Raw genomic sequence first — 21,743 nt, forward strand, 5'->3', positions numbered from 1 at the left:
AATTTATGCCGAAGTCGCTCTGCTGGCGGGTGCGCGAAGGATCGATGGATGCCTGACCCGGATCACGGATCGGAGTGGCCTTGAACCTTGAACGCAATGTCAGGCTCCCGTAGGGAAGGCCGCAGAACGGTTCTGGTCAATTGAATGACAGCGCAGCCGCGGACAGGCGAGAGGGGATCGCATGGGAATTCGTCTATGGATTGCAAATGGCCCGGCGTCTTCAGCGCTGCTGCATCCTCGTGCACGGAAGTGGCTCCTCAGACTTTCCGGTATCCAGATCGGCCATAGCGGTGTCATGCATGGCTGCACCTTTGGCGGTGACTTGAGGAAGCTCCGCATCGGCGAAGGCAGTTTCATCAATATCGCCGTTTCACTTCATCCCACCGGCGGTTTGGTGATCGGCGACAAGGTGGCCATCGGGCCAGGCACCATGATTTTTACCGGAACACACGACATCGGGCCGGCTCTCCAGCGAGCCACGCATCCGACCCGCTTCTCGCCTGTGACCATAGAAGATGGCTGCTGGATTGGTGCCAACGTGGTGATCAGTCCTGGCGTCACGGTGGGGGCAGGGTGTGTGATTGCCTCCGGCGCGGTGGTTATTTCGGACTGTGAGCCGAACGGGCTGTATGCGGGAGTTCCCGCTGTGCGAAAGCGCATTCTGGAATAGCGGTCAGAAGCATCAAGCGCGGGTGTGGTGCCCGGGAGTTAACCCCGCGCCGCAGCCGTGTGTGGACAACCCGAGCACACAAACGCCCCGGTTTGAGGCCGGGGCGTTTGTGAGATCAGGTGATGGAGTGCGCTCAGATGTCCTTGGCCAACCCCTCGGCCAAACCGACATACCCGCCTGGCGTCAGGTCCAGCAGTCGCTGCCTGGCATCGGCCGGCAAGGCGAGGCCGTCGATGAAGGTGCGCATGGAATCCCGGGTGATGCCTTGGCCGCGAGTGAGCGCCTTGAGCTGCTCGTAGGGCTCGGGCAGGCCGTAGCGGCGCATCACGGTCTGCACGGCCTCGGCGAGCACTTCCCAGCTGGCGTCGAGGTCGGCGGCGAGGCGGTCCGGGTTCACCTGCAGCTTGCCCAGGCCCTTGGCCAGTGATTCCAGCGCGACCAGGGTGTGGCCGAAGGCGGTGCCCAGCGCGCGCAGCACGGTGGAGTCGGTGAGGTCGCGCTGCCAGCGGCTGATCGGCAGCTTCTCCGCGAAGTGGCCGAGCAGCGCGTTGGCGAGGCCGAAGTTGCCCTCGGCATTCTCGAAGTCGATCGGGTTGACCTTGTGCGGCATGGTGGAGGAGCCCACTTCGCCGGCCTTCAGCGCCTGCTTGAAGTAGCCCAGCGAGATGTAGCCCCAGACGTCGCGGGCGAGGTCCACCAGCACGGTGTTGGCGCGGCGCACCGCGTCGCAGTATTCGGCGACGCCGTCGTGCGGCTCGATCTGCGTGGTGTAGGCGTTGTAGTCCAGGCCCAGGCTCTCGACGAAGCGCTGCGAGAACGCGCGCCAGTCCAGCTCCGGATAGGTGATGGCGTGGGCGTTGTAGTTGCCCACCGCGCCGTTGATCTTGCCGCTGATCTCCACTGCGGCCAGCTGCTTGCGCTGGCGCTCAAGTCGGGCGACCACGTTGGCGAGCTCCTTGCCCAGCGTGGTGGGTGAGGCGGTCTGGCCGTGGGTGCGCGAGAGCATCGGCAGCGCGGCGTGGGTGTGCGCCAGTGCGCGCAGGCTGGCGATGATCTTGTCGAACGCCGGTAGCAGCACGTCGCTGCGGGCATCGCGCAGCATCAGCGCGTAGGAGAGGTTGTTGATGTCCTCGCTGGTGCAGGCGAAGTGCACGAACTCCTTGGCCTGGGCCAGCGCGGCGTCGGCGCCGATGCGCTCCTTGATGAAGTACTCCACCGCCTTGACGTCGTGGTTGGTGGTGGCCTCGATCGCCTTGATGCGGCTGCCGTCTTCCACGCTGAAGTCGGCGGCGATGGCCTTGAGCGTGGCGATCTGCGCCGGCGCGAAGGCGGGCAGTTCGGCGATCGCCGGCTCGGCGCCCAGCGCCAGCAGCCATTCGATTTCCACGTGCACGCGCCGGTGCATTAGGCCGTATTCGCTGAAGATCGGACGCAGCGATTCGACCTTGCTGGCGTAGCGGCCGTCCAGCGGGGACAGGGCGGTGAGGGCGTGGGTGGACATCGGCGCGTTCCGGCAACGGGAAAACCGTCATTTTACATGGCGACCCGCCGTGACGGCTCGCGCGGCGGCGGGGCATTTTCGCGGTGCTTACGGGGAGGCGCCTATAGTGGCGCGGTCTTTCCAAGGAGTGTGGCCATGAGCGGCTTTCGCATCGAGCACGACAGCATGGGCGAGTTGAAGGTGCCCGTGGAAGCGCTTTACGGCGCGCAGACCCAGCGGGCGATCGACAACTTTCCGATTTCCGGGCTGCGGTTGCCGCGCGGCTTCATCCGGGCGCTGGGGCTGATCAAGGCGGCGGCGGCCGAGGCGAATCTCGCGCTGGGCCATTTGAAGAAGGGGCAGGCGGCGGCGATCCGCAAGGCCTCGCTGGCAGTGGCGGACGGGCAGTTCGACGATCAGTTTCCGATCGACGTGTTCCAGACCGGCTCGGGCACCAGCACCAACATGAATGCCAACGAGGTGATCGCGCACCTCGCCGCCAAGGCCGGCAGCAAGGTGCACCCCAACGACCACGTGAACTACGGGCAGAGCTCGAACGACGTGATCCCCACGGCGATCCACGTCAGCGCCACGCTGATGACGACGGAAGAACTGCTGCCGGCGCTGAAGCACCTGAAGAAGACCATCGAGCGCCGCGCCCGCGAGCTGAAGAACGTCGCCAAGACCGGCCGCACGCACCTGATGGACGCGATGCCGATCACCTTCGGTCAGGAGCTCTCCGGCTGGGCGGCGCAGATCGGCGCGGCGATCGAGTGCATCGAGGATGCGTTGAAGCGCATGCGCCGGCTGCCGCAGGGCGGCACGGCGGTGGGTACCGGCATCAATGCCGATCCGAAATTCGGCGTGGCAGTGGCGAAGGAGCTGAAGAAGCTCAGCGGGGTGAAGTTCGAATCGGCCGCCAACTACTTCGAGGGCATGGCCGCGCAGGACGCGGCGGTGGAGCTTTCCGGCGCGTTGAAGACGCTGGCGGTGGCGCTGATGAAGATCGCCAACGACCTGCGCTGGATGAACTCAGGTCCTTTGGCGGGCCTGGGCGAGATCGAGCTGCCGGCGCTGCAGCCGGGTTCGTCGATCATGCCGGGCAAGGTCAACCCGGTGATCCCGGAAGCCACCGCGATGGTGGCTGCGCAGGTGATCGGCAACGACGCCACCATCACCATCGCCGGGCAGTCCGGCAACTTCCAGCTCAATGTGATGCTGCCGGTGATCGCGTACAACCTGCTGCAGTCGATCGGCACGCTGGCCAATGTGTCACGGCTGCTCGCGGACAAGGCGATCCTCGGCTTCAAGGTCAACACCAAGCGGGTCAACGAGGCGCTGGCGATGAACCCGATCCTGGTCACCGCGCTGAACCCGGTGATCGGCTACGAGCTGGGCGCCGCCACCGCGAAGAAGGCGTACAAGCAGCAGCGGCCGATCATGGACGTGGCGCTGGAAACCACCGGGCTGTCGAAAGACGAGCTGAAGAAGCTGCTCGACCCGCTGACGCTCACCAGGGGCGGCATCCACGGGGGCGGTGGCGGCGGCTGAGCATCGGATCCAGCGGTTTCTCGACCGAGAACGGATGACGCCCGATGCCGGCATGGCACCGGGCGTTGCTTTTTACGGTTACGGCGGATTCTTCGACCGGTGCCGGCGAGGCATCAGTCGTCGTTGCTGTCGTTATCGTCCTTGCCGCAGTCGTCCACGTCTTTCTGCGTCATGGTCGCGTAGGGGCGGAACTCCGGCATCGCCGCGGCGAGCTTCTGCTGTGAGCTGAGCATGTCCGGCAGGCGAAGGCAGAGCTTCGCGGCGGCGGCCTTGATCTGCTCGGTCTGCGGCTTGATGCGGCCCTCGATCTCCTTGTCGCTCTTGCCGGTGAGCGCGCCCCAGATCGCTTCCTTCGCCGCCTGCGTGCCGAGGTTGGCGCCATGCTCGCCGATGTCCATGCCGGCTTCGGCGATGCCGACGATCTGCCGGCGATAATCCACCAGCATGGCGTGCTGCTCCGGCGTGGCCGGCACGGTCTTGCCGGCGATCACCAGATCGCCCTGCGGGGTGATCACTGCCTTGGGCAGGTCGCTGTGGTCATCCTTGTCGTCGTGATGGCCGTGGCCGACGTGGACGTTGTTGATGTCGATGTCCTTGGTGGCCAGCTCCTGCTTGGCCTGCTCGATGCCCTTGTGAATCTCGGCGGCAATCATCGACGGAGAGGTCTGGTCTTGCGCCTCCTTGATGGCCTGGGCGGCGTTGTCGGCGCTGTTCGAGCCGGTCTGGTCGGTCTGGCTGCACGCGGCCAGCGGCAGCAGCAACGCCAGCGCCAGGACACTGGTGGTGATCACGCGGCTGGTGATGGCGGTGTTCTTCATCGGATTCCTTCCTGCTCGGGATGATTGGGGGGTTCGCCTCGCCGGGACGCAGGCGGGCACGCTGCCGCAGCCTGGACGTGGCGGCGGGTGGGGTAACTAATCGCTGTTGCCTTTGCGGCACTCGCTCACGCTGTCGGCGGTGATCAGCTGGCCGTAGGGCTTGAAGGCATCCAGCTGGGTGGCGAGCTGGTCTTGCGCATCGCGGATCTGCTCGAGGTCGTCGCAGATCTTCAGCGCTGCCTGCTTCACCTTGTCGGCCTGAGCGTTCACCCGGTCTTCGGGCGATTTTCCCTCGCCGCCGGCGATACTGGATGCCACGCCCTTCAGCGCCTCCCCTGCAATCGCCGCTCCCGCCTTGCCGGTGGCCACGCCGTGCTCGCGTACGGCCGCGGCGCCGGCGTAGTACTGCAGCAGCAGGGCGCGCTGGGCGGGCGTGATTTCCACCGGCCTGCCGTCTACCGCGAAATCGCCCGAGCTGCCGATGGTGGCCGAGGCGCCATGCTCGGGATGAAGCACGATCTGGCTGCCTTCGACGCGGATGGCGCCGTCCTCGATGCTGGTATTGCCGCCGTTGATCAGGGTGAGGTGGTCACTGCTGCTGTTACAGCCGGCGAGCAGGGCGGTGGCGAGCAGGGCGGGAAAAAAGCGCGCGCGCATGGGAGGCTCCGTGAGATCCGTCGTTGGGAATGGGGACGGCGGCCGTGTGGCCGCCGTCGTGCGGTGATATCAGCTGTCGTCGCGCCAGCGGCGGAACCAGATGGCGGCGGCGATCAGGCCGATGCCAATGGCCACGCCGATCCAGAGGTTGGCGGTGGTCATCGCCGCCCAGCTCTGGCCGAGGTTCATTACGTCCAGGCCGTTGCCGTCGTTGATCACCAGGGCGTGACCGCTGCCGGTGTTGGCGGTGAAGCTGCCACCAGGGAACACGCTGAACAGGCCGCGCAGCACGATCTCTTTCCAGAACCACGTGGCGGGCAGGTTGAACAGGCCCATGATGCCGAACCAGCTGATCAGCAGGCCGGTGGCGACCGGCAGGGCGACCGCCCACAGGAAGGGCTTGCTGCGCGCCCAGGCCGAGCAGAGCAGGAGCCAGCCGGCAGAGGGCAGGGCCCAGAGCACGTACACCGGGATGTAGCCGAGCAGGTTGCCCATGACGCGGAACGGATGGGCCTGCATCAGCAGCTGCCACACGTTGACACCGTGGAAGGACAGGGTGATCGCCACCATCAGCAGCTGCGCCATGCCGGCGACGATGCCCACCACCACCGCGATCGCCGGGGCCAGCACGGTGGCACTGAGCACCTTGGACAACACGGTGCCGGTGTCGGAGATCGGCAGCGACTTCCAGAACAGGATGCTGCGGTCGCGACGGTCGTCGTACAGCGCACCCAGGCAGTAGAAGAACACCACGAAGCCGAGCACCACGGTGATGATGGCCATGGATGAGTACATGGCCACGTCCAGCGCCATGCCGACCTTGCTCATGTCGCCGGCGTCCATGCGCGACATGACGTTGCTCAGCTCGCCGCTGGCGCCGAAGTGGATGCCGTGGCGGGCGCCGAGCACCTCGGCAGTGATGATGCCCATCAGGTTGAGCAGCAGGAAGATGCCGCCGGTGATCACCGGCGCCCACAGGAAGCCGCCGCGGTTCTCCCAGAACTCGCGCTTCACCAGCCAGTACATGTTTGTCAGGGCGGAGTTTTTCGGGGCCAGGGTTTTCATGCGTAGGTTCCCTTCATGGTGGCGACGAACAGGTCGCTGACCGAGGGGCGGCGGGTTTCGCCCAGCGCCTCCAGTTGCGCGCGTTCGACGCCGTCGAACAGAAAGATGCTCTTGCCGAATACGGTGCGCTCGTCGATCGGGCGCAGCGCGCGGGCGGCCTCCGCGTGGTCGGCGCCGACCATCAACTCGATGAAGCGCTCACCGACGGCATCCATGTCGGCATCCAGCACGATCTTGCCGTCGCGGATGAACATCAGGTCGGTGAGGATGTGCTCGACCTCTTCCACCTGGTGGGTGGTGACGATGATGGTCTTGTCCTCGTCGAAATAGTCTTCCAGCAGGTTCTGGTAGAACTGCTTGCGGTAGAGGATGTCCAGGCCCAGCGTGGGCTCGTCGAGCACCAGCAGGCGGGCGTCGATGGCCATCACCAGCGCCAGGTGCAGCTGCACGATCATGCCCTTGGACATCTGCTTGACGCGCTGGTCCGGGGTCAGCTTGGTGCGCTTGAGGAAGGCCTCGCACTTGGCACGATCGAAGCGCGGATGGATCGCGGCGACGAAGTCCACCGCATCGCGCACCTTCAGCCAGCGCGGCAGCACCGCAACGTCGGCGATGAAGCACACCTGTTCCATCAGCTTGTTGCGCTCGGTGCGCGGGTCCATCCCCATCACGCTCAGCTGGCCCTCGAACGGGGTCAGCCCGAGGATCGCCTTCAGCGCGGTGGTCTTGCCGGCACCGTTGGGGCCGATCAGGCCCACGATGCGCCCGGACGGGATGGTGAAGCTCACGTTGTCCAGCGCGGCGGTGTTCTTGTAGCGCTTGCTCAGGCCGCTGGCGGTGACTACGGCGTTCATGCGGTTTTCTCCGTGCCGTCGCCGGCTTCGCGCAGCAGGGTCTTCAGGTCCAGGCCCAGGCGCTGCAGCCGGGCGAACAGGGTGGGCCATTCCTCGCGCAAAAAGCGCTCGCGCTCGGACTTCAATAGTGCCTCACGCGCTCCATCGTTGACGAACATGCCCAACCCCCTCCTTTTTTCAACCAGTTGATCGTCGACCAGCTCCTGATAGGCCTTGGAGACGGTCAGCGGATTGATCTGGAAATCCGCTGCCACCTGGCGTACCGACGGCAGCGGGTCGCCTTCGTTCAAGGCGCCGTCCAGGATCATCGCCACCACGCGTTCCCGCAGCTGGCGATAGATCGGGACGCTGTCGTTCCAGGTAATGGTCATGTTTTATTCCTTGGTGATGCGGCCGAGCTTGTTGCCAAAAGAGTAGTAGGGCATGGCCATTTGCGAACCGACCAGGGGGATGTCGGCTTCGGCGCGACCACCCAGGCCGTTCGGGGCCGGCAGGGCGGGGGCATTGATGACCGCGGTAAGGGCGGCGGCGCGCAGCTCTTCGGCGGTCGGCGTCACGTTGACCGGCGCCAGGTCGATGATGTGGATGCCGTTGATCTCGGCGACCGGCACGCGGGTGATGCCGTGGTTCATGGAGGCAAGGCCGGCGGCGGTAATGAGGACGGCGGCGGACAGGGCGAGCAGGTTCGGTGCTTTCATGACGGATCTCCTTTAGTGATCTCGTGGACCGGTGTTGTAGTGAACTATAACACCACATTTTGGACCGTCAATAGGCGAAGGCGAAAATCGCAACATGACTGATGGCCTATGCCGGAAAACCGCACCACAGAGCCGTTCTCCCCGTGCGCTGGGCGGCTCGCGATAGGCTTGGCAGCCTTTGGGCACGGGAGACAGGGCGATGGATCTGGAGCTTTCCGGGTGCCGGGTGGTGATCACCGGCGCCAGCAGGGGGATCGGACTGGCCTGCGCGCATGCCTTTGCGGCCGAAGGTGCAAAGGTGGTGGGGCTGGCGCGCTCAGCCGAGGGTCTGGCGCAGGCGCGCGAGGTGCTGGCGGCCGCCGGCCATGCAATGGCAGTGCATCCGGTAGACCTGCGCGATGCCGCCTCGACGCGGGAAATCTTCGACCGCATCGCGGCCGAACACGGCCCGGTGGACGTGCTGGTGAACAGCGCGGGCGCCGCGCGGCGGCGCCCGCCGGACGAGCTTGACGCCGCCGCGCTGCACGAGGCGATGGATGCCAAGTACTTCACCTACATGCACGCCATCGACGCGGTGATCCGTGGCATGGCCGCACGCGGCCGCGGCGCCATCGTCAACGTGATCGGGCAGGGCGGGCGGCAGGCCAATGCGCTGCACATCGGCGGCGGCGCGGCCAATGCGGCGCTGATGCTGGCCACCGTGGGCTATGCGCAGGCTTATGCGGCGCAGGGCGTGCGGGTGAATGCGATCAACCCCGGCATCACTCGCACCGATCGCATGGAGGAAGGCCTGGCCGCGGCGATGCGGGCCTCCGGGCTCGACCGTGCGGCGGCGCTGGCGCAGCAGATGGCTGGCGTGCCAATGGGACGCCCGGCCGAGCCGGAGGAAGTGGCTGATCTGGCCGTGTACCTGGCTTCGGCGCGCGCCGGCTACGTCACCGGCGCGATCGTGCCGATGGATGGCGGCAAGGCCTCGGTCATCTGACGCCCGCCGCGCGGCGCATCACTGTGCCGCGTACACCTGCTTGCCGCCGACCCAGGTCTGCAGCACGCGGGTCTTCCAGATGTCGGCGGGCGGGCCGGCGATGATGTCGCGGTCGATCAGGATGAAGTCCGCCCACTTGCCCGGCTCCAGCGTGCCGAGCGTCTTTTCGGCGTGCTCGGCGTAGGCGGCGTCGAGGGTGAAGGCACGCAGCGCCTCGGTCATCGTCATCGCCTGCTGCGGGTACCAGCCGCCCGGCGGCTGGCCCTGGTGGTCCTGCCGGGTGACCGCCGAGTACAGGCCGAAGAACGGGTTGGGCGATTCCACCGGAAAGTCCGAGCCACCGGCGATCACCGTGCCCTGGTCGAGGAAGGTGCGCCAGGCGTAGGCGCCGGCCATGCGCGCGTGGCCGATGCGTGCCTCGGCCATGTTCATGTCCGAGGTGGCGTGGGTGGGCTGCATCGAGGCGATCAGGTCGAGCGTCTTGAAGCGGGGGATATCGCTTACCGCCACGATCTGCGCGTGCTCGACGCGGTTGCGGAACGCCTTCGCTTCCGGATGCACCTTGTAAGCCGCGGCATAGCTGTCGAGCACCTCGCGGTTGGCCGCGTCGCCGATGGCGTGGATGCACACCTGGTAGCCCTTGCCGAAGGCCTTCTCGATCATCGCGGTGAGCTGCGGCTGCGGCTGGAACAGCAGGCCGCGGTTGTGCGTGTCGTCGGAGTAGGGCGACAGCAGCGCCGCGCCACGGCTGCCCAGCGCGCCGTCGGCGTACAGCTTCACCGCGCGTACGCTGAGGAAGTCGTGGCCGTAGCCGATCAGCGGGCCGCCTTGGCTGATCGTGTCGAAGTCGGCACCGGTGTTGTGGATCATCGCGTAGATGCGCGCGGTGAGCTTGTGCGCGTCCGCGTAGCGGCGATACAGCTGGTAGGTGGCCAAATCGATGCCCGGATCGCCCACGCCGGTCAGGCCGACCTTGGCCATCTCGGCCAGTGCGGCGTCCAGTGCGGCTGTGCGCTGGGCCGGCGTCGGTTCCGGCACCTTGGCGTTGACCAAGTCGGTTGCGCCGTCGACGAACACGCCGGCCGGGTTGCCTTGGGCGTCGCGATCGATGCGCCCGCCCTTGGGGTCAGCGGATTTTGCGGTGACGCCGGCGAGGCGGATCGCCGCGCTGTTGGCCCAGGCCGCGTGGCCGTCGACGCGGCTCAGCCACACCGGGCGATTCGACACCACGGCGTCGAGTTCCTTGGCGGTGGGGAAGCGGCCGAGCTTCCAGATCTCCTGGTTCCAGCCGCCGCCGATGATCCATGGTGCGTCGGGGTGCGCGTCGGCGTAGGTCTTGATCCGGGCCAGCGCCTCGTCCAGCGAGCGGGTGCCGGTGAGGTCGACCTGGGTGCTGTAGTAGCCCAACTCCATCACGTGGCCGTGGGCGTCGATCAGGCCGGGCAGAAGCGTGCGACCGCCGCCGTCGATGACTTGCGCCCCGCCGGCCTTCGGCTGCAGTGCAGCGAGCTTGCCGGTGGCTTCCACCTTGCCGTGATCGACCAGCAGCGCATCGAAGCGTTGCAGCTGGCCGTGGCCGTCCAGCGTGTAGCCGTTGACGTTCTTCACCAGCAGATCGGCGGCCATGGCCGGAGCGGCGAGCCCCAGCATCAGCGGCAGCGCCAGGCGCAGCATCATTGGCTTCATTCGCGTCGTCCCCATCGGCCCGTGGCGGGCCGGATGCCCGCCGCAGGCCGCATTGGAACACAGGAGGACGCGGGCTTCCGAGCGCATTCCGCGGGAGACCGATGCGCCTGGTTGCGTTGCTCAGGCCGCCTTGCGCAATGCCAGCTCGCCGATCGTGGCGTGCGCCGCCTGCAGCGCGGCCTGCTTGGCCTCGTCACCCATCGCCACGCCCTCGGCGCGCACGAACTCGATGTCGGTGATGCCGATGAAGCCAAGCACCGTGCGGAGGTACGGTTCCTGGAAATCCATCGCGGCGGCCGGGCCTCCGCTGTACTTGCCGCCGCGGCTGGAGGCGATGATCACGCGCTTGCCGCCGGCCAGGCCCTCCGGACCGTTCGGCCCGTAGCGGAAGGTGCGCCCGGCGACCAGCACACGGTCGAGCCAGGACTTCAGCTGGGTGGTGATGGTGAAGTTGTACATCGGCGCGCCGAGCACCACGATGTCGGCATCCACGAACTGCTGCAGCACGGCTTCATCGCGCAGGGCGTTGTCGCTGGCCGGGTCCGGGTTGGGCAGCCAGTGCGGCAGCGGCTCGGCCGCCAGGTCGCGGTAGCTCACCGAGCTGGCCACGCCATCGCGCTGCAGTTGGCCGACGATGGCCGCGGTGAGCTGGCGGGAGATGGAATAGGTGCCCAGTGCGCTGGTATCCAGATGCAGAACGTTCATGGCGAAATCCTCGTGCTCGTGCGGATGCCGGCAGGTCCGGCGTTGCAGAGAACGATAGATTGCGAACGATAAACCGATAAGATGGGCAAATCAGGACGTATTGTCTTTTAATGGGAACAATCATGTATCCGCTTACCGGCACCCTGCAGGACCTCAACGATCTCTACTTTTTCGCCGCCGTGGTCGAGTACAGCGGCTTTTCGGCGGCCGGCCGGGCGCTGGGCATTCCCAAGTCGCGGCTGAGCAAGCGCATCGCGCAGCTGGAGGAGCGGCTGGGCGTGCGGCTGCTGCAGCGAACCACGCGGCGTTTCGTGGTGACCGAGGTGGGCGAGCGCTTCTACGGGCACTGCCGCGCGGTGCTCGAAGAAGCGCGCGCTGCGCAGGACGCCGTGGACGAACTGCGCGCCGAGCCGCGCGGCATCGTGCGGCTGAGTTGCCCGGTATCGCTGACCCAGACCATGCTCGCGCAGGTGCTGCCGGATTTCCTGCTGCAGTATCCGAAGGTGCAGGTGCGCGTGATCGCGACCAACCGTCGCGTCGACGTGATCAGCGAGGGCTTCGATGTCGCCATCCGCGTGCGCAACAAGCTCGATACCGACGCCACGCTGGTGGTGCGCAGCTTCGGCCAGTCGCGCGTGCTGCCGGTGGCCAGCCCGCGGCTGCTCGACGAGCGGGGTCGCCCGGCCACGCCAGCGGAGCTCTCCGTGCTGCCCGCGCTGTCGATGAGCGAGCACGATGGCGCGCAGAGCTGGGAGCTGATCGATGCCTCCGGCGAGCGCGTGGTGGTGGACATCCAGCCGCGGCTGATCTGCGGCGATTTCGCCATGCTGCTGTCCGCTGCCCAGCGCGGCGCCGGCGTGGCGATGCTGCCGGAGTTCGTCTGCGCGCCGGCGGTGGCGCGCGGCGAACTGGAGGTGCTGCTGCCGCAATGGAGCGCGCCGGAGGGCGTGATGCACTTCGTCTATCCGAGTCGTCGCGGGCAGCTGCCGGGCGTGCGTGCGCTGGTGGAATTCCTGGCCGAGCGGCTGCCCGAGGCGTCGCGGCAGGAAAGCGATATCTGCAGTCGCCACAAGGCGGAGGCGGCCGCTGCGTGACGCATGCTAGCATCGTCGTTTAGCCATCCAGACGTATGAATCCATGCAGATAAGCAGCAAGCTTCCGGCCGTCGGCACCACCATCTTCAGCGTGATGAGTCAGCTGGCGGCCGAGCACAAGGCAGTGAACCTGGGGCAGGGCTTTCCGGACTTCGAGCCGCCGCAGGCATTGCGCGAAGCGGTGACGCGCGCGATGGCCGATGGCCGCAATCAGTACGCGCCGGGCATCGGCCTGGCCAGCCTGCGCGAGGAGATCGCGCGCAAGACGCAGCGGCTGTACGGTCATTCGGTCAATCCGGACATCGAGATCACTGTGACCTCGGGCGCCACCGAAGCGATCTTCGCGGCGATTGCCGCGCTGGTGCGCCAGGGCGAGGAGGTGATCGTGTTCGATCCCGCCTACGACTGCTACGAGCCGGCGATCGACCTGCAGGGTGCGCGCGCCGTGCACATTCCGCTCTGCCAGCCGGATTTCTCGATCGACTGGCAGCGCGTGCGCGATGCGATCACGCCGCGCACGCGAATGATCCTGATCAACAGCCCGCACAACCCGTCCGGTGCCGTGCTCTCGGCGGACGATCTAGACGCGCTCGCCGATCTCGTGCGTGATACCGACATCGTGGTGCTGTCCGACGAGGTGTACGAACACATCGTGTTCGACGGCGCCGCGCATCAGAGCGTGCTGCGCCACCCCGAACTCGCCGCGCGCAGCGTGGTGGTGTCGAGCTTCGGCAAGACCTATCACTGCACCGGCTGGAAGGTCGGCTACGCGGTGGCGCCGGCGGCGTTGAGTGCGGAATTTCGCAAGGTGCATCAGTACCTCACCTTCTGCACCTTCCATCCGGCGCAGGTGGCGTTCGCCGAGTTCATGGCGAGCACGCCGGAGCACTACCTGGAGCTGCCGGCGTTCTACCAGGCCAAGCGCGACCGCTTCCGCGCGCTGCTGGCGCCGTCGCGCCTCAAGCTGCTCGACGTGCCGGGCGGCTATTTCCAGCTGGTCGACTACTCCGCCATCCGCGACGAGGGCGACCTGGCCTTCTGCCAGTGGCTGGTGCGCGAGGGCGGCGTGGCGGCGATCCCGCTTACCCCGTTCTGCGCCACGCCACCGGGCACGCGCTTGGCGCGGCTTTGCTTCGCCAAGAGCGACGCAACCATGGAGGCGGCGGCCGAGCGGCTGTGCCGCCTGTGAGCACCATGCAGCCACTCACCGTCACGCTCGTGCAGGGTGCCACGCGTTGGCACGACGCGGAGGCCAACCGCGAGTACTACGGCGCACTGGTGCGTGCGCATGCTGGCGCGAGCGACCTGTTCGTGTTGCCCGAGACCTTCCTCTCCGGTTTCAGCAACGACACGCGCGCCAGCGCCGAGACCATGGACGGCTCCGGCGTGGCCTGGCTGCGCGCCCTGGCGGCCGAGGTGGGCGCGGTGGTTACCGGCAGCCTGGCGATCCGCGAGGGCGACACCGTCTACAACCGCCTGCTGTGGGCCACGCCCGACGGCGACCTGTTGCAGTACGACAAGCGCCATCTGTTCCGCATGGCCGGCGAGCACACCCGCTACGGCGGCGGCAGCGAGCGGCTGATCGTCGAGTTGAAGGGCTGGCGCATCCTGCCGCAAGTTTGCTACGACCTGCGCTTCCCGGTCTGGCTGCGCAACCGCCGCCAGGAAGACGCGGCCGGTGGAATGGATTATGACCTCGCGCTGTTCGTCGCCAACTGGCCGGCGCCGCGTCGCCAGCCGTGGCGCACGCTGCTGCGCGCGCGTGCGATCGAAAACCTCAGCTACGTGATCGGCGTGAACCGTGTCGGCGTGGACGGCAACGACCTTCCGTACGCCGGCGACAGCGCGGTGATTGATCCGGTCGGTGAGCCGCTCTTCGAATGCGGCGCGCAGGAGCAGGTGGTCACCGTGCACATCGACCCCGCGCCCCTGCTTGCGCATCGCGAGCGCTTTCCCGCGTGGATGGATGCCGACGATTTTCAGCTGCTTCCGTAAGGGATGACAGGTGTGTAGGTGTTTTCTCGACACGACTGTCGGGCCAGCGCGCGACGAATGAAAAACGCCGGAAATCGCGAGATTTCCGGCGTTTTGCTGTTGATCTCGTTGGCCGTGGACCCGTAGCCTTCCGGCCATCCGACGCGGCGCCGCACAGACGCGATTGCTTCGGATGCCGTTATCTCTTCAGGGGAAGAATCGATGTCACGCATGGATGCGATGGTGCGCGCCGACCGGTGCGCACTGCGGCCGATGGCCACGGTCGACGATGGGCTCACGACGCGGAACCTGCGTAGCTGGACCTGGCTGCGGCCCTAGCGCTTGCGCTCACGGTGCGGCGTCGCACGACACCGCCCACACCAGTACGTCCGACACGATTTATCGCCTTTCGTCCTGGAAGGCACGGGACGCCTTGTCCCTTTTCAGCCCGGGTGGCCGCTGGTCGCACCCGTTTCCACTTCAGTATCGACAAACGGAGTAATCATGAGAATTGACTCTCTCAAGCATGGCCTGTTCGCCGCCGCGATTGCGGCCGCTCTGACCCTGACCGGCTGCTCCACCATGCAGACCGGCGGTGGCAAGAATCCGGTGAGCGGCTCGGCCGGTGGCGCCCACAGCGCCAACGCCAACCCCACGCTGGAGCACTGCCCCAAGCCGCTGGGCACGCTGGCGGTGGAAGAGGATGAAGGCGAGCCGTGGTACGCTGTGCTGACCCAGCAGTACCACCTGCCGGCGACCACGCCGCTGATCCGCATGATGATCCAGCAGAGCAACTGCTTCGTGGTGGTCGATCGTGGTCGCGGCATGACCTCGATGATGCGCGAGCGCGACTTGGCGGCATCGGGCGAGTTGCGCGGAAACAGCAACCTGCGGCCGCACCAGATGGTGGCGGCCGATTACGTGGCAACGCCGAACATCCAGTTCTCGCAGAACACCGGTGGCGGTGCCGCCGGCCTGGCCGGCCTGGTGCCTTACGGCGCTCTGATCGGTGCCGTGGCCGGTTCGATGAAGACCAGCGAGGCGTCCACCACGCTGATGCTCACCGATACCCGTTCGGGTGTGCAGGTGGCCATTGCGCAGGGCAGCGCGAAGAACATGGACTTCGGCTTTGGAGGCCTGTTCGGCGGTGGTGGGGCCGTCGGCGCCGCCGGTGCCTACGCCAAGACGCCGCAGGGCAAGGTGATTGCCGCGGCCTTCCTCGACTCGTACAACCAGATGGTGAAGGCGGTGCGCGAGTACGCGCCGCAGCGGGTGGCCGGTGGGCTGGGTACCGGTGGCCAGCTCGGGGTGGATGGCCAGGAGCGTCCCGGCCAGGGCGGTGGCGAGGCCGGCTATTCGCTGATGGATGCCCAGCGCAAGCTGGCTACGCTGGGTCTGTACAAGAGCAAGGTGGACGGCCGGCCCGGTCCGGGCACGTCGTCGGCGCTGAGCAGCTTCCAGAAAATTCGCGGCCTCTCGGTGACCGGCAAGCTGGACGCCGACACTGCGGCCGCGCTGCAGGAGTAGGGCGCCGACGAACGCGGCTCGTCTGATGGCCGGCCGCGTCCATGCCAAAACGAACAAGCCGCCCGCGGGCGGCTTGTTCGTTTGCTCTTACATGGCGCTGAGCGCCAGGGTGAAGCCGAGGTCGGTCATCGGCGAGCGCTCCTGCTCCAGATCGGCTTCGGTGAGCGGATGCTGTTCCAGCCACGCGGCGGGCAACGCCAGCCGCAGGCGCTGGCGCGTGGCGGCCAGGCGCATGGTGGGCAGGGACTCCGCGCGACGCGCACGCCGGAACAGCACGGCCAGGCGCAGCAGCGCGGTGATCTGCCGGGCTAGCAGCCGGTAGCGCTGGGGCAGGGCGGAGATCAGCGCCTTCTCCGGCTTGCGCCGATGCAGTTCGACGATGGCTGCCAGCAACTGCTGCTCCTGCCGCGAGAAGCCGGCGAGATCCGCGTGGCGCAGGATGTAGGCACCGTGACGATGGTGCTGGCTGTGCGCGATGGCCAGACCGATCTCGTGCACGCGCGCGGCCCACGACAGCCACTCGCGGGTTTCCATGTCCAGCTTCCACTGCGGGGCGATCTGGTCGAACAGCATCAGCGCGGTGGATTCGACCCGGCGCGCCTGCGCGCGATCCACGCCGTAGCGTGCAGCCAGCGCGTCGATGCTGGCGGTGCGCGGATCGCTGCCGCCGGCACGGCCGAGCAGGTCCCACAGCAGGCCTTCGCGCATCGAGCTTTCACACACGCGCATGCGCTCGATGCCGAGCGCGGCGAACGCCGCCTCGAAGATCACCACGCCGCCGGCGATCACCGGCGCGCGGTCCTCGCCCAGTCCGGGCAGCTTGAGCGCGCTGATCTGCCCCTGCTCCAGCAGGGCATCGCGCAGTGAGGCCAGCGACGATGGCGTGATGCCGTCGTCGGAGAACTTCATCGCCTGTACCACCGAGCCGATCGCCTTGGCCGTGCCCGACGAACCGAACGCCTCGGTCCAGCCGGCTTCGCGGTAGTCCTCCTCGAACTGCTGCATCAGCAGGCCGATTTCGCCGCGCGCTTTCTGCCAGCGCTTGCGGTTGAGCTTGCCGCCGGGGAAGAAACGCAGCGTCGAGGCGATGCAGCCCACCTGCACGCTTTCCGTATGCAGCGGGGCCACGCCGCGGCCGATGATGAATTCCGTGCTGCCGCCACCCACGTCGATCACCAGGCGCGGTTCGCGCGAGGCGGGCAGGTCGTGCGCCGCGCCAAGAAAGATCAGGCGGCCTTCCTCGCGGCCGGAGACCACCTCCACCGGATGGCCGAGCGCGGTTTCCGCCGCGGTGAGGAAGGCCTGCGGCGAGGCAAGGCGGCGCACGGTGTTGGTGGCCACCGCCCTCACATGTAGCGAAGGCAGGCCGGCGAGGCGCTGGCCGAAGCGCTTGAGGCAGCTGAGCGCGCGGGCGCGGTGCTCGGCATCCAGCGTGCCGTCGCCGCGCAGGCCGGCGGCCATGCGCACGGTGTCGCGCAGGCGGTCGATCACCCGTGGTTCGCCGTGCTCGACGCGCGCCACCACCAAGTGGAAGCTGTTCGAACCCATGTCCACGGCAGCGATCAGTTCGCCGTCGCGGATCGGCACGTGGTCGGCCAGCGTCATGCGTGGCATCCGTCAGCGCAGCGGCCGCAGGGGGCGGAAAGGAAGAAAGGCATGCGGGTCGTCCCTTACTTGGCAGTCGATGCGCAGAGCTTGTCGAGCAGCGTCTGCTGGGCGTTGTGCGCCGGCGCGTCGCCGGGCGTGGCGCGGGCATAGCGCCCGTTGCTGCCGAGCAGCCAGGCCTGGGTATTGTCGGCCAGCGTGTTGGCCAGTGTCTCGTCGTACACGCGCGCGGCCAGCTCGGGATCGAGGATGGGAAAAGCCACCTCGATGCGCCGCATCAGGTTGCGCTCCATCCAGTCGGCGCTGGCACAGTAGATCTCCGGCTCGCCGTCATTGGCGAACCAGTACACGCGGCTGTGCTCAAGAAAGCGTCCCACGATCGAGCGCACCCGGATGCGTTCGGAGATGCCTGCCAGGCCGGGCCGCAGCGTGCAGGCGCCGCGCACGATCAGGTCGATCTCCACGCCCGCCTGCGAGGCGCGGTACAGCGCCTCGATCACGTGCGACTCGTTCAGCGCATTGAGCTTGGCGACGATGCGCGCGCTCCTGCCAGCCTTCGCGTTGGCGGTCTCGCGCTCAATCTTCGCCACCACGCTCTTGTAGAGAGTGAACGGCGAATGCAGCAGGCGCTTCAGGCTGATCGTGGGCCCCAGTCCCGAGAGCTGCTGGAAGATCTTGTGCAGGTCCTCGCCGATCTCTTCGTTCGCCGTCATCAGGCCGATGTCGGTGTAGAGCTTGCTGTTGGCCTGGTGGTAGTTGCCGGTGGACAGGTGCACGTAGCGGCGCAGCCCGGCGCCCTCGCGGCGGACGATCAGCATCATCTTGGCGTGCGTCTTGAAGCCGACCACGCCGTAGACCACCTGCACGCCGGCTTCCTGCAGGCGCGTTGCCAGGCGGATGTTGGCCTCCTCGTCGAAGCGCGCGCGCAGCTCGATCACCACGGTGACGTCCTTGCCGTTGCGGGCCGCGTCTACCAGCAGGTCGACCAGCGGCGTGTCCTCGCCGGCGCGGTACAGCGTCTGCTTGATCGCCAGCACGTTCGGGTCCTGCGTGGCCTGGCGCAGCAGGTCGATCACCGCGGCGAAGCTTTCGTAGGGGTGGTGCAGCAGCACGTCGCGCTGCGCGATCACCTCGAACTTGTTGCGGCTGGCCTCCATCGACGCGGGAATGCGCGGCGTGAAGCGCGGAAACTTCAGCTCCGGGCGGTCGAGCCAGTCGTAGATCAGACCGGCACGGATGATGTTGACCGGGCCGTCGCAGCGGTACACGTCCGCTTCGTCCAGATCGAAGTTCTCGATCAGCATGCGGGTGATCGCCTTGGGGCAATCGGTGCCGATCTGCAGCCGTACCGGCCGGGCGTAGCCGCGGCCGACCAGTTCTTCGGTGAGCGCGCGCGCCAGGTTGTCGACCTCGGCTTCTTCCACCATCAGTTCGCTGTTGCGGGTGACGCGGAACTGGTGCGAGCCGAGCACCTTGAAGCCCGGGAACATCAGATCGACAAAGGCGTGCAGCAGCTCGGCGAGGAACACGAAATGCTCGCCCGGGCCGCTGACTTCGGCCGGTACGCGGATGATCCGCGGCAGCGAGCGCGGCGCACGCACCAGCGCCATGTGGCCCTCGTGGCCGAACGCGTCACGGCCCTTGAGCACCACCGCGATGTTGAGCGTCTTGTTGAGGATGCGCGGGAACGGATGCGCCGGGTCAAGCCCCAGCGGCGAGAGCACCGGCAGCACCTCATGCTCGAAGTAACCGCGCAGCCAGGCGTGCTGGCGCTTGCTCCAGCGGCTGCGCGGCAGAATGCAGATGCCCTCCGCCTCCAACCGCGGGCTGAGGTCGTCCTGCCAGGTGGCGTACTGCTCGGCGACCAGGTCCAGGACACGGGCGCGGATGCGCGCCAACAGCTCGCCGGAGGGAATGCCGTCCGGCCCGGGTGACGCCGAACCGTAGTAGTGATGGTGCTTGAGCATGGCCACACGCACCTCGAAGAACTCGTCGAGGTTGTTCGCCACGATGCTCAGGTAGCGCAGGCGTTCGAGCAGCGGCACCTGTGGGTCGCGCGCCATCGCCAATACGCGGAAATTGAACTCCAGCGCCGCCAGTTCGCGGCTGAGGAAGAGTTCGGGAGCACAGGATTCGCCCGGGGCAGGGGCGTGGGGCATGGATGAGCGGCGCATTCGGACATTCTGTCGCATCTCACCGCGACGCACATCCCGTCAGTGTCCGGGCGCTGCGACAGCGGCGCGGCGCCGGTTCAGCTCTCCTCGGCGCCGGCCGGGCCGAGCAGGCGCTCACGGCCGAAATGGCAGGAGAAGGTGGAGCCCTGGCCCGGCGTGCTCTCGATCTGCAGCCTTGCCTGGTGCAGGTTCAGCACGTGCTTGACGATGGATAGGCCCAGTCCGGTGCCGCCGCTGTCGCGCGAGCGGCTGGACGATACGCGGTAGAACCGCTCGGTGAGCCGCGACAGGTGGCTGGCCGGGATGCCGAAGCCGGTGTCGCTGACCGAATACACCGCGCCGTCCGGACTGCGCTGCCAGCGGATGGTGATGGTGCCGCCGGCCGGCGTGTAGCGCACCGCGTTGCTGACCAGGTTGGACAGAGCGCTGTGCAGGTCTTTCGGCGAGCCAAGCAGGTCGGCCTCGGCGGTGGACTCGAGCACGATGTGGTGGCGACCCTGGCTCAGCGCTTCGGCCTCCTTGCGCAGCGTGGCCAGCAGCGGCGCCATCGCCACACGCTCGTCGGCCACGTGTTCCTGGGTTTCCAGTCGCGACAGGGTGAGCAGGTCCTCGACGATCTGGCCCATGCGCTTGGACTGCGCACGCATCTCGCCGAGCACCGGTGCGAGCTCCGGCACGTCCTCCGGATCGAGCAGCTCGAGGTAGCCGTGGATCACCGTCAGCGGCGTGCGCAGTTCGTGCGACACGTTGGCGACGAAGTCGCGGCGGATCTGCTCCAGCCGGGTCAGGTCGCTGATGTCCCGCGCCAGCAGCAGGCGCTGGCGGCGGCCGAACGGCAGCAGGGTGACGTTGAGGTGGCGATCCGGACGACCCGGCGCGGCGATGTCGTTGAGCGGCTCTCGCGCGCCGTCCTCCAGCCAGCCGGCAAGATCGGAGCTGCGCAGGCGCTCGTGCAGGTCGGCACCGCGATCCTGCGGGCGGCGCAGGCCGAGCAGGTCCTCGGCGGCATGATTGAACCAGCGCACGTGCTGCTCGTTGTCGAGCAGCACCACGGCATCGGGCAGGTTCCCGGCGGCGCTGCGCAGGTCGCGCAGGCTGGAGGCGATACGGCGGGTTCGCGTCATGAAACGGTCATGCGAGAGGAGGGAGGTGGGCGATGACGCCACCGGCATCATGGCGCTGCGCAGATGACTGATCGACGACAGCAGCAAGACGATTTCCGCCGCCGCGACCAGCGCGAATCCAGCCAGCGCATGGCCGCCGGCCAGCTGGCCCAGCAGCGCGCCCGCGGCCAGCGCGACCGCGAGCCAGGCGGCGAGGATTGGCGCGGAGGGCAGGCGAAAGGTGCTCAAGGATGGACGGCCCCGCGGTCATGGCGAGCCGGCAGCATCGGCAAAACCCCTCATCTGCGCAAGCGCCGCGGCGCACGCTCAGATGCTGGCGGAGAAGCGGTAGCCGGAGCCGCGCACGGTCTGCACCATGTCATCGAGCTTGAACGGCTCCAGCGTCTTGCGCAGTCGGCGGATGTGCACGTCCACGGTGCGCTCCTCCACGTAGACGCTGCCGCCCCACACGTGGTCGAGCAACTGGGCGCGCGAGTAGACGCGCTCCGGATGGGTCATGAAAAAGTACAGCAGGCGATATTCGGTAGGACCGATCGCCACCGGCTCGTCGCCGGCGAACACGCGATGCGCCGGGCCGTCGATGCGCAGGCCGCCGAGTTCGACGATGCCCGAGCCGTCGTCGCCCTGGCTGCGACGCAGGACCGCCTTGATCCGTGCGATCAGCTCGCGCGTGGAGAACGGCTTGATGACGTAGTCGTCGACGCCCGCTTCCAACCCGTTCACCCGGTCCATCTCCTCGCCGCGGGCGGTGAGCATGATGATCGGGATCTCGCGGCTGAGCTCTTCCTTGCGCAAGCGTCGCGCCAGTTCCAGGCCGCTGGTGCCCGGCAGCATCCAGTCCAGCAGGATCAGGTCGGGCACCTGCTCGGCGATGGCGAGCTGGGCGGCGCGGGCGTCGGCGGCCTGGGTCGCCTCCATGCCAGCCTTGCGCAGTGCGAAGGCGACCATGTCGCGGATCGACGCTTCGTCTTCAACGATCAGGATGCGCTTGTGCACGCTTGCATTCGCCCGGGTGTCTGTGACGGTGAGATTGCAGCGTCATTATGTTACGTCGCAATGACAGTTGTACCGCCCGA

Annotated in this window: 21 protein-coding genes; 7 read left to right on the top strand and 14 right to left on the bottom strand. The window is 67.3% G+C overall.

Annotated elements, in window-relative coordinates:
• Nucleotides 1–181: 181 nt before the first annotated feature.
• Entirely contained in the window at nt 182–670 is a 489-nt protein-coding gene (locus ISP17_RS16520; RefSeq protein ID WP_404635075.1) for an acyltransferase, read from the top strand.
• Between the two features lie 133 nt (nt 671–803).
• On the opposite strand, the gene purB is transcribed toward ISP17_RS16520, so the two are convergent.
• A complete protein-coding gene (gene purB / locus ISP17_RS16525) occupies nt 804–2,171 on the bottom strand; it encodes an adenylosuccinate lyase (protein ID WP_404635077.1) in 1,368 nt (455 codons plus the stop codon).
• A 135-nt stretch (nt 2,172–2,306) separates the two neighbouring features.
• On the opposite strand from purB, the gene ISP17_RS16530 reads away from it, so the two are divergent.
• The gene (locus ISP17_RS16530) at nt 2,307–3,701 is read left to right on the top strand and encodes a class II fumarate hydratase (RefSeq protein WP_404635079.1); all 1,395 of its coding nucleotides are present in this window, start codon (nt 2,307–2,309) and stop codon (nt 3,699–3,701) included.
• A gap of 113 nt (nt 3,702–3,814) precedes the next feature.
• Here ISP17_RS16530 and ISP17_RS16535 read toward each other — a convergent pair whose 3' ends face one another.
• From ISP17_RS16535 to ISP17_RS16560, 6 genes are all read right to left on the bottom strand, one after another.
• Complete coding sequence (locus ISP17_RS16535; RefSeq protein ID WP_404635081.1) at nt 3,815–4,519, bottom strand: YggN family protein; 705 nt, start codon at nt 4,517–4,519, stop codon at nt 3,815–3,817.
• Between the two features lie 96 nt (nt 4,520–4,615).
• Complete coding sequence (locus tag ISP17_RS16540) at nt 4,616–5,176, bottom strand: YggN family protein (protein ID WP_404635083.1); 561 nt, start codon at nt 5,174–5,176, stop codon at nt 4,616–4,618.
• A gap of 69 nt (nt 5,177–5,245) precedes the next feature.
• Nucleotides 5,246–6,241: an ABC-2 transporter permease gene (locus tag ISP17_RS16545; RefSeq protein ID WP_404635085.1), complete on the bottom strand. Its 996-nt coding sequence runs from the start codon at nt 6,239–6,241 to the stop codon at nt 5,246–5,248.
• Nucleotides 6,238–7,095 carry an ABC transporter ATP-binding protein gene (locus ISP17_RS16550; RefSeq protein ID WP_404635087.1) on the bottom strand — a complete coding sequence of 286 codons (858 nt, stop codon included), beginning with the start codon at nt 7,093–7,095 and terminating at the stop codon, nt 6,238–6,240. Before ISP17_RS16550 ends, ISP17_RS16545 begins: the two co-directional genes overlap by 4 nt.
• The gene (locus tag ISP17_RS16555; RefSeq protein WP_404635089.1) at nt 7,092–7,466 is read right to left on the bottom strand and encodes a GntR family transcriptional regulator; all 375 of its coding nucleotides are present in this window, start codon (nt 7,464–7,466) and stop codon (nt 7,092–7,094) included. The genes ISP17_RS16550 and ISP17_RS16555 overlap by 4 nt, the downstream gene beginning before the upstream one ends.
• A 3-nt stretch (nt 7,467–7,469) precedes the next feature.
• Nucleotides 7,470–7,793, bottom strand: a complete 324-nt coding sequence (locus ISP17_RS16560; RefSeq protein WP_404635091.1) for a hypothetical protein — start codon at nt 7,791–7,793, stop codon at nt 7,470–7,472.
• 199 nt (nt 7,794–7,992) lie between these two features.
• On the opposite strand from ISP17_RS16560, the gene ISP17_RS16565 reads away from it, so the two are divergent.
• Nucleotides 7,993–8,778, top strand: coding sequence for an SDR family oxidoreductase (locus ISP17_RS16565; RefSeq protein ID WP_404635093.1), 786 nt, complete (start codon nt 7,993–7,995; stop codon nt 8,776–8,778).
• An 18-nt stretch (nt 8,779–8,796) separates the two neighbouring features.
• On the opposite strand, the gene ISP17_RS16570 is transcribed toward ISP17_RS16565, so the two are convergent.
• Both ISP17_RS16570 and ISP17_RS16575 read right to left on the bottom strand, forming a co-directional pair.
• Nucleotides 8,797–10,464, bottom strand: a complete 1,668-nt coding sequence (locus tag ISP17_RS16570) for an amidohydrolase (RefSeq protein WP_404635095.1) — start codon at nt 10,462–10,464, stop codon at nt 8,797–8,799.
• 120 nt (nt 10,465–10,584) lie between these two features.
• Complete coding sequence (locus ISP17_RS16575; RefSeq protein ID WP_404635097.1) at nt 10,585–11,169, bottom strand: FMN-dependent NADH-azoreductase; 585 nt, start codon at nt 11,167–11,169, stop codon at nt 10,585–10,587.
• Nucleotides 11,170–11,291: 122 nt separating this feature from the next.
• On the opposite strand from ISP17_RS16575, the gene ISP17_RS16580 reads away from it, so the two are divergent.
• From ISP17_RS16580 to ISP17_RS16590, 3 genes are read left to right on the top strand one after another with little or no spacing between them, the layout of a single operon-like run.
• Entirely contained in the window at nt 11,292–12,263 is a 972-nt protein-coding gene (locus tag ISP17_RS16580; RefSeq protein WP_404635099.1) for a LysR substrate-binding domain-containing protein, read from the top strand.
• A 43-nt stretch (nt 12,264–12,306) separates the two neighbouring features.
• Nucleotides 12,307–13,452, top strand: coding sequence for a pyridoxal phosphate-dependent aminotransferase (locus tag ISP17_RS16585; protein ID WP_404635101.1), 1,146 nt, complete (start codon nt 12,307–12,309; stop codon nt 13,450–13,452).
• Nucleotides 13,453–13,457: 5 nt separating this feature from the next.
• A complete protein-coding gene (locus ISP17_RS16590; protein ID WP_404635103.1) occupies nt 13,458–14,258 on the top strand; it encodes an amidohydrolase in 801 nt (266 codons plus the stop codon).
• On the opposite strand, the gene ISP17_RS16595 is transcribed toward ISP17_RS16590, so the two are convergent.
• Nucleotides 14,243–14,536 (bottom strand): hypothetical protein, encoded by a 294-nt coding sequence (locus ISP17_RS16595; RefSeq protein ID WP_404635105.1) that lies wholly within the window; start codon nt 14,534–14,536, stop codon nt 14,243–14,245. The two genes, ISP17_RS16590 and ISP17_RS16595, sit on opposite strands and share 16 nt — an antisense overlap.
• A 205-nt stretch (nt 14,537–14,741) precedes the next feature.
• Between ISP17_RS16595 and ISP17_RS16600 the strand changes: the two genes are divergently transcribed.
• Nucleotides 14,742–15,764 (top strand): peptidoglycan-binding protein, encoded by a 1,023-nt coding sequence (locus ISP17_RS16600; RefSeq protein ID WP_404635107.1) that lies wholly within the window; start codon nt 14,742–14,744, stop codon nt 15,762–15,764.
• An 87-nt stretch (nt 15,765–15,851) separates the two neighbouring features.
• Here the strand turns inward: ISP17_RS16600 and ISP17_RS16605 are convergent, their stop codons facing one another.
• The 4 genes from ISP17_RS16605 to phoB all read right to left on the bottom strand — a co-directional run bounded on the left by ISP17_RS16605 (nt 15,852) and on the right by phoB (nt 21,663).
• Nucleotides 15,852–17,378 (bottom strand): Ppx/GppA phosphatase family protein, encoded by a 1,527-nt coding sequence (locus tag ISP17_RS16605; protein WP_449757878.1) that lies wholly within the window; start codon nt 17,376–17,378, stop codon nt 15,852–15,854.
• Between the two features lie 56 nt (nt 17,379–17,434).
• The gene (gene ppk1, locus ISP17_RS16610) at nt 17,435–19,543 is read right to left on the bottom strand and encodes a polyphosphate kinase 1 (RefSeq protein ID WP_404635111.1); all 2,109 of its coding nucleotides are present in this window, start codon (nt 19,541–19,543) and stop codon (nt 17,435–17,437) included.
• A gap of 77 nt (nt 19,544–19,620) precedes the next feature.
• Nucleotides 19,621–20,718: a phosphate regulon sensor histidine kinase PhoR gene (gene phoR, locus ISP17_RS16615; RefSeq protein WP_404635402.1), complete on the bottom strand. Its 1,098-nt coding sequence runs from the start codon at nt 20,716–20,718 to the stop codon at nt 19,621–19,623.
• A gap of 255 nt (nt 20,719–20,973) precedes the next feature.
• Nucleotides 20,974–21,663 carry a phosphate regulon transcriptional regulator PhoB gene (phoB, locus tag ISP17_RS16620; protein WP_404635113.1) on the bottom strand — a complete coding sequence of 230 codons (690 nt, stop codon included), beginning with the start codon at nt 21,661–21,663 and terminating at the stop codon, nt 20,974–20,976.
• Nucleotides 21,664–21,743: the final 80 nt, after the last annotated feature.

This window comes from Dyella ginsengisoli, from assembly GCF_044904665.1.
In the GTDB taxonomy this organism is placed as follows: Bacteria; Pseudomonadota; Gammaproteobacteria; order Xanthomonadales; family Rhodanobacteraceae; genus Dyella_A; species Dyella_A ginsengisoli.

What these genes read in the sequence shown, in the direction of transcription:
- ISP17_RS16520 (WP_404635075.1), top strand. Translation starts at nt 182, where the DNA reads ATGGGAATTCGTCTATGGATTGCAAATGGCCCGGCGTCTTCAGCGCTG.
- purB (WP_404635077.1), bottom strand. Translation starts at nt 2,171, where the DNA reads ATGTCCACCCACGCCCTCACCGCCCTGTCCCCGCTGGACGGCCGCTAC.
- ISP17_RS16530 (WP_404635079.1), top strand. Translation starts at nt 2,307, where the DNA reads ATGAGCGGCTTTCGCATCGAGCACGACAGCATGGGCGAGTTGAAGGTG.
- ISP17_RS16535 (WP_404635081.1), bottom strand. Translation starts at nt 4,519, where the DNA reads ATGAAGAACACCGCCATCACCAGCCGCGTGATCACCACCAGTGTCCTG.
- ISP17_RS16540 (WP_404635083.1), bottom strand. Translation starts at nt 5,176, where the DNA reads ATGCGCGCGCGCTTTTTTCCCGCCCTGCTCGCCACCGCCCTGCTCGCC.
- ISP17_RS16545 (WP_404635085.1), bottom strand. Translation starts at nt 6,241, where the DNA reads ATGAAAACCCTGGCCCCGAAAAACTCCGCCCTGACAAACATGTACTGG.
- ISP17_RS16550 (WP_404635087.1), bottom strand. Translation starts at nt 7,095, where the DNA reads ATGAACGCCGTAGTCACCGCCAGCGGCCTGAGCAAGCGCTACAAGAAC.
- ISP17_RS16555 (WP_404635089.1), bottom strand. Translation starts at nt 7,466, where the DNA reads ATGACCATTACCTGGAACGACAGCGTCCCGATCTATCGCCAGCTGCGG.
- ISP17_RS16560 (WP_404635091.1), bottom strand. Translation starts at nt 7,793, where the DNA reads ATGAAAGCACCGAACCTGCTCGCCCTGTCCGCCGCCGTCCTCATTACC.
- ISP17_RS16565 (WP_404635093.1), top strand. Translation starts at nt 7,993, where the DNA reads ATGGATCTGGAGCTTTCCGGGTGCCGGGTGGTGATCACCGGCGCCAGC.
- ISP17_RS16570 (WP_404635095.1), bottom strand. Translation starts at nt 10,464, where the DNA reads ATGAAGCCAATGATGCTGCGCCTGGCGCTGCCGCTGATGCTGGGGCTC.
- ISP17_RS16575 (WP_404635097.1), bottom strand. Translation starts at nt 11,169, where the DNA reads ATGAACGTTCTGCATCTGGATACCAGCGCACTGGGCACCTATTCCATC.
- ISP17_RS16580 (WP_404635099.1), top strand. Translation starts at nt 11,292, where the DNA reads ATGTATCCGCTTACCGGCACCCTGCAGGACCTCAACGATCTCTACTTT.
- ISP17_RS16585 (WP_404635101.1), top strand. Translation starts at nt 12,307, where the DNA reads ATGCAGATAAGCAGCAAGCTTCCGGCCGTCGGCACCACCATCTTCAGC.
- ISP17_RS16590 (WP_404635103.1), top strand. Translation starts at nt 13,458, where the DNA reads ATGCAGCCACTCACCGTCACGCTCGTGCAGGGTGCCACGCGTTGGCAC.
- ISP17_RS16600 (WP_404635107.1), top strand. Translation starts at nt 14,742, where the DNA reads ATGAGAATTGACTCTCTCAAGCATGGCCTGTTCGCCGCCGCGATTGCG.
- ISP17_RS16605 (WP_449757878.1), bottom strand. Translation starts at nt 17,378, where the DNA reads ATGCCACGCATGACGCTGGCCGACCACGTGCCGATCCGCGACGGCGAA.
- ppk1 (WP_404635111.1), bottom strand. Translation starts at nt 19,543, where the DNA reads ATGCGCCGCTCATCCATGCCCCACGCCCCTGCCCCGGGCGAATCCTGT.
- phoR (WP_404635402.1), bottom strand. Translation starts at nt 20,718, where the DNA reads ATGATGCCGGTGGCGTCATCGCCCACCTCCCTCCTCTCGCATGACCGT.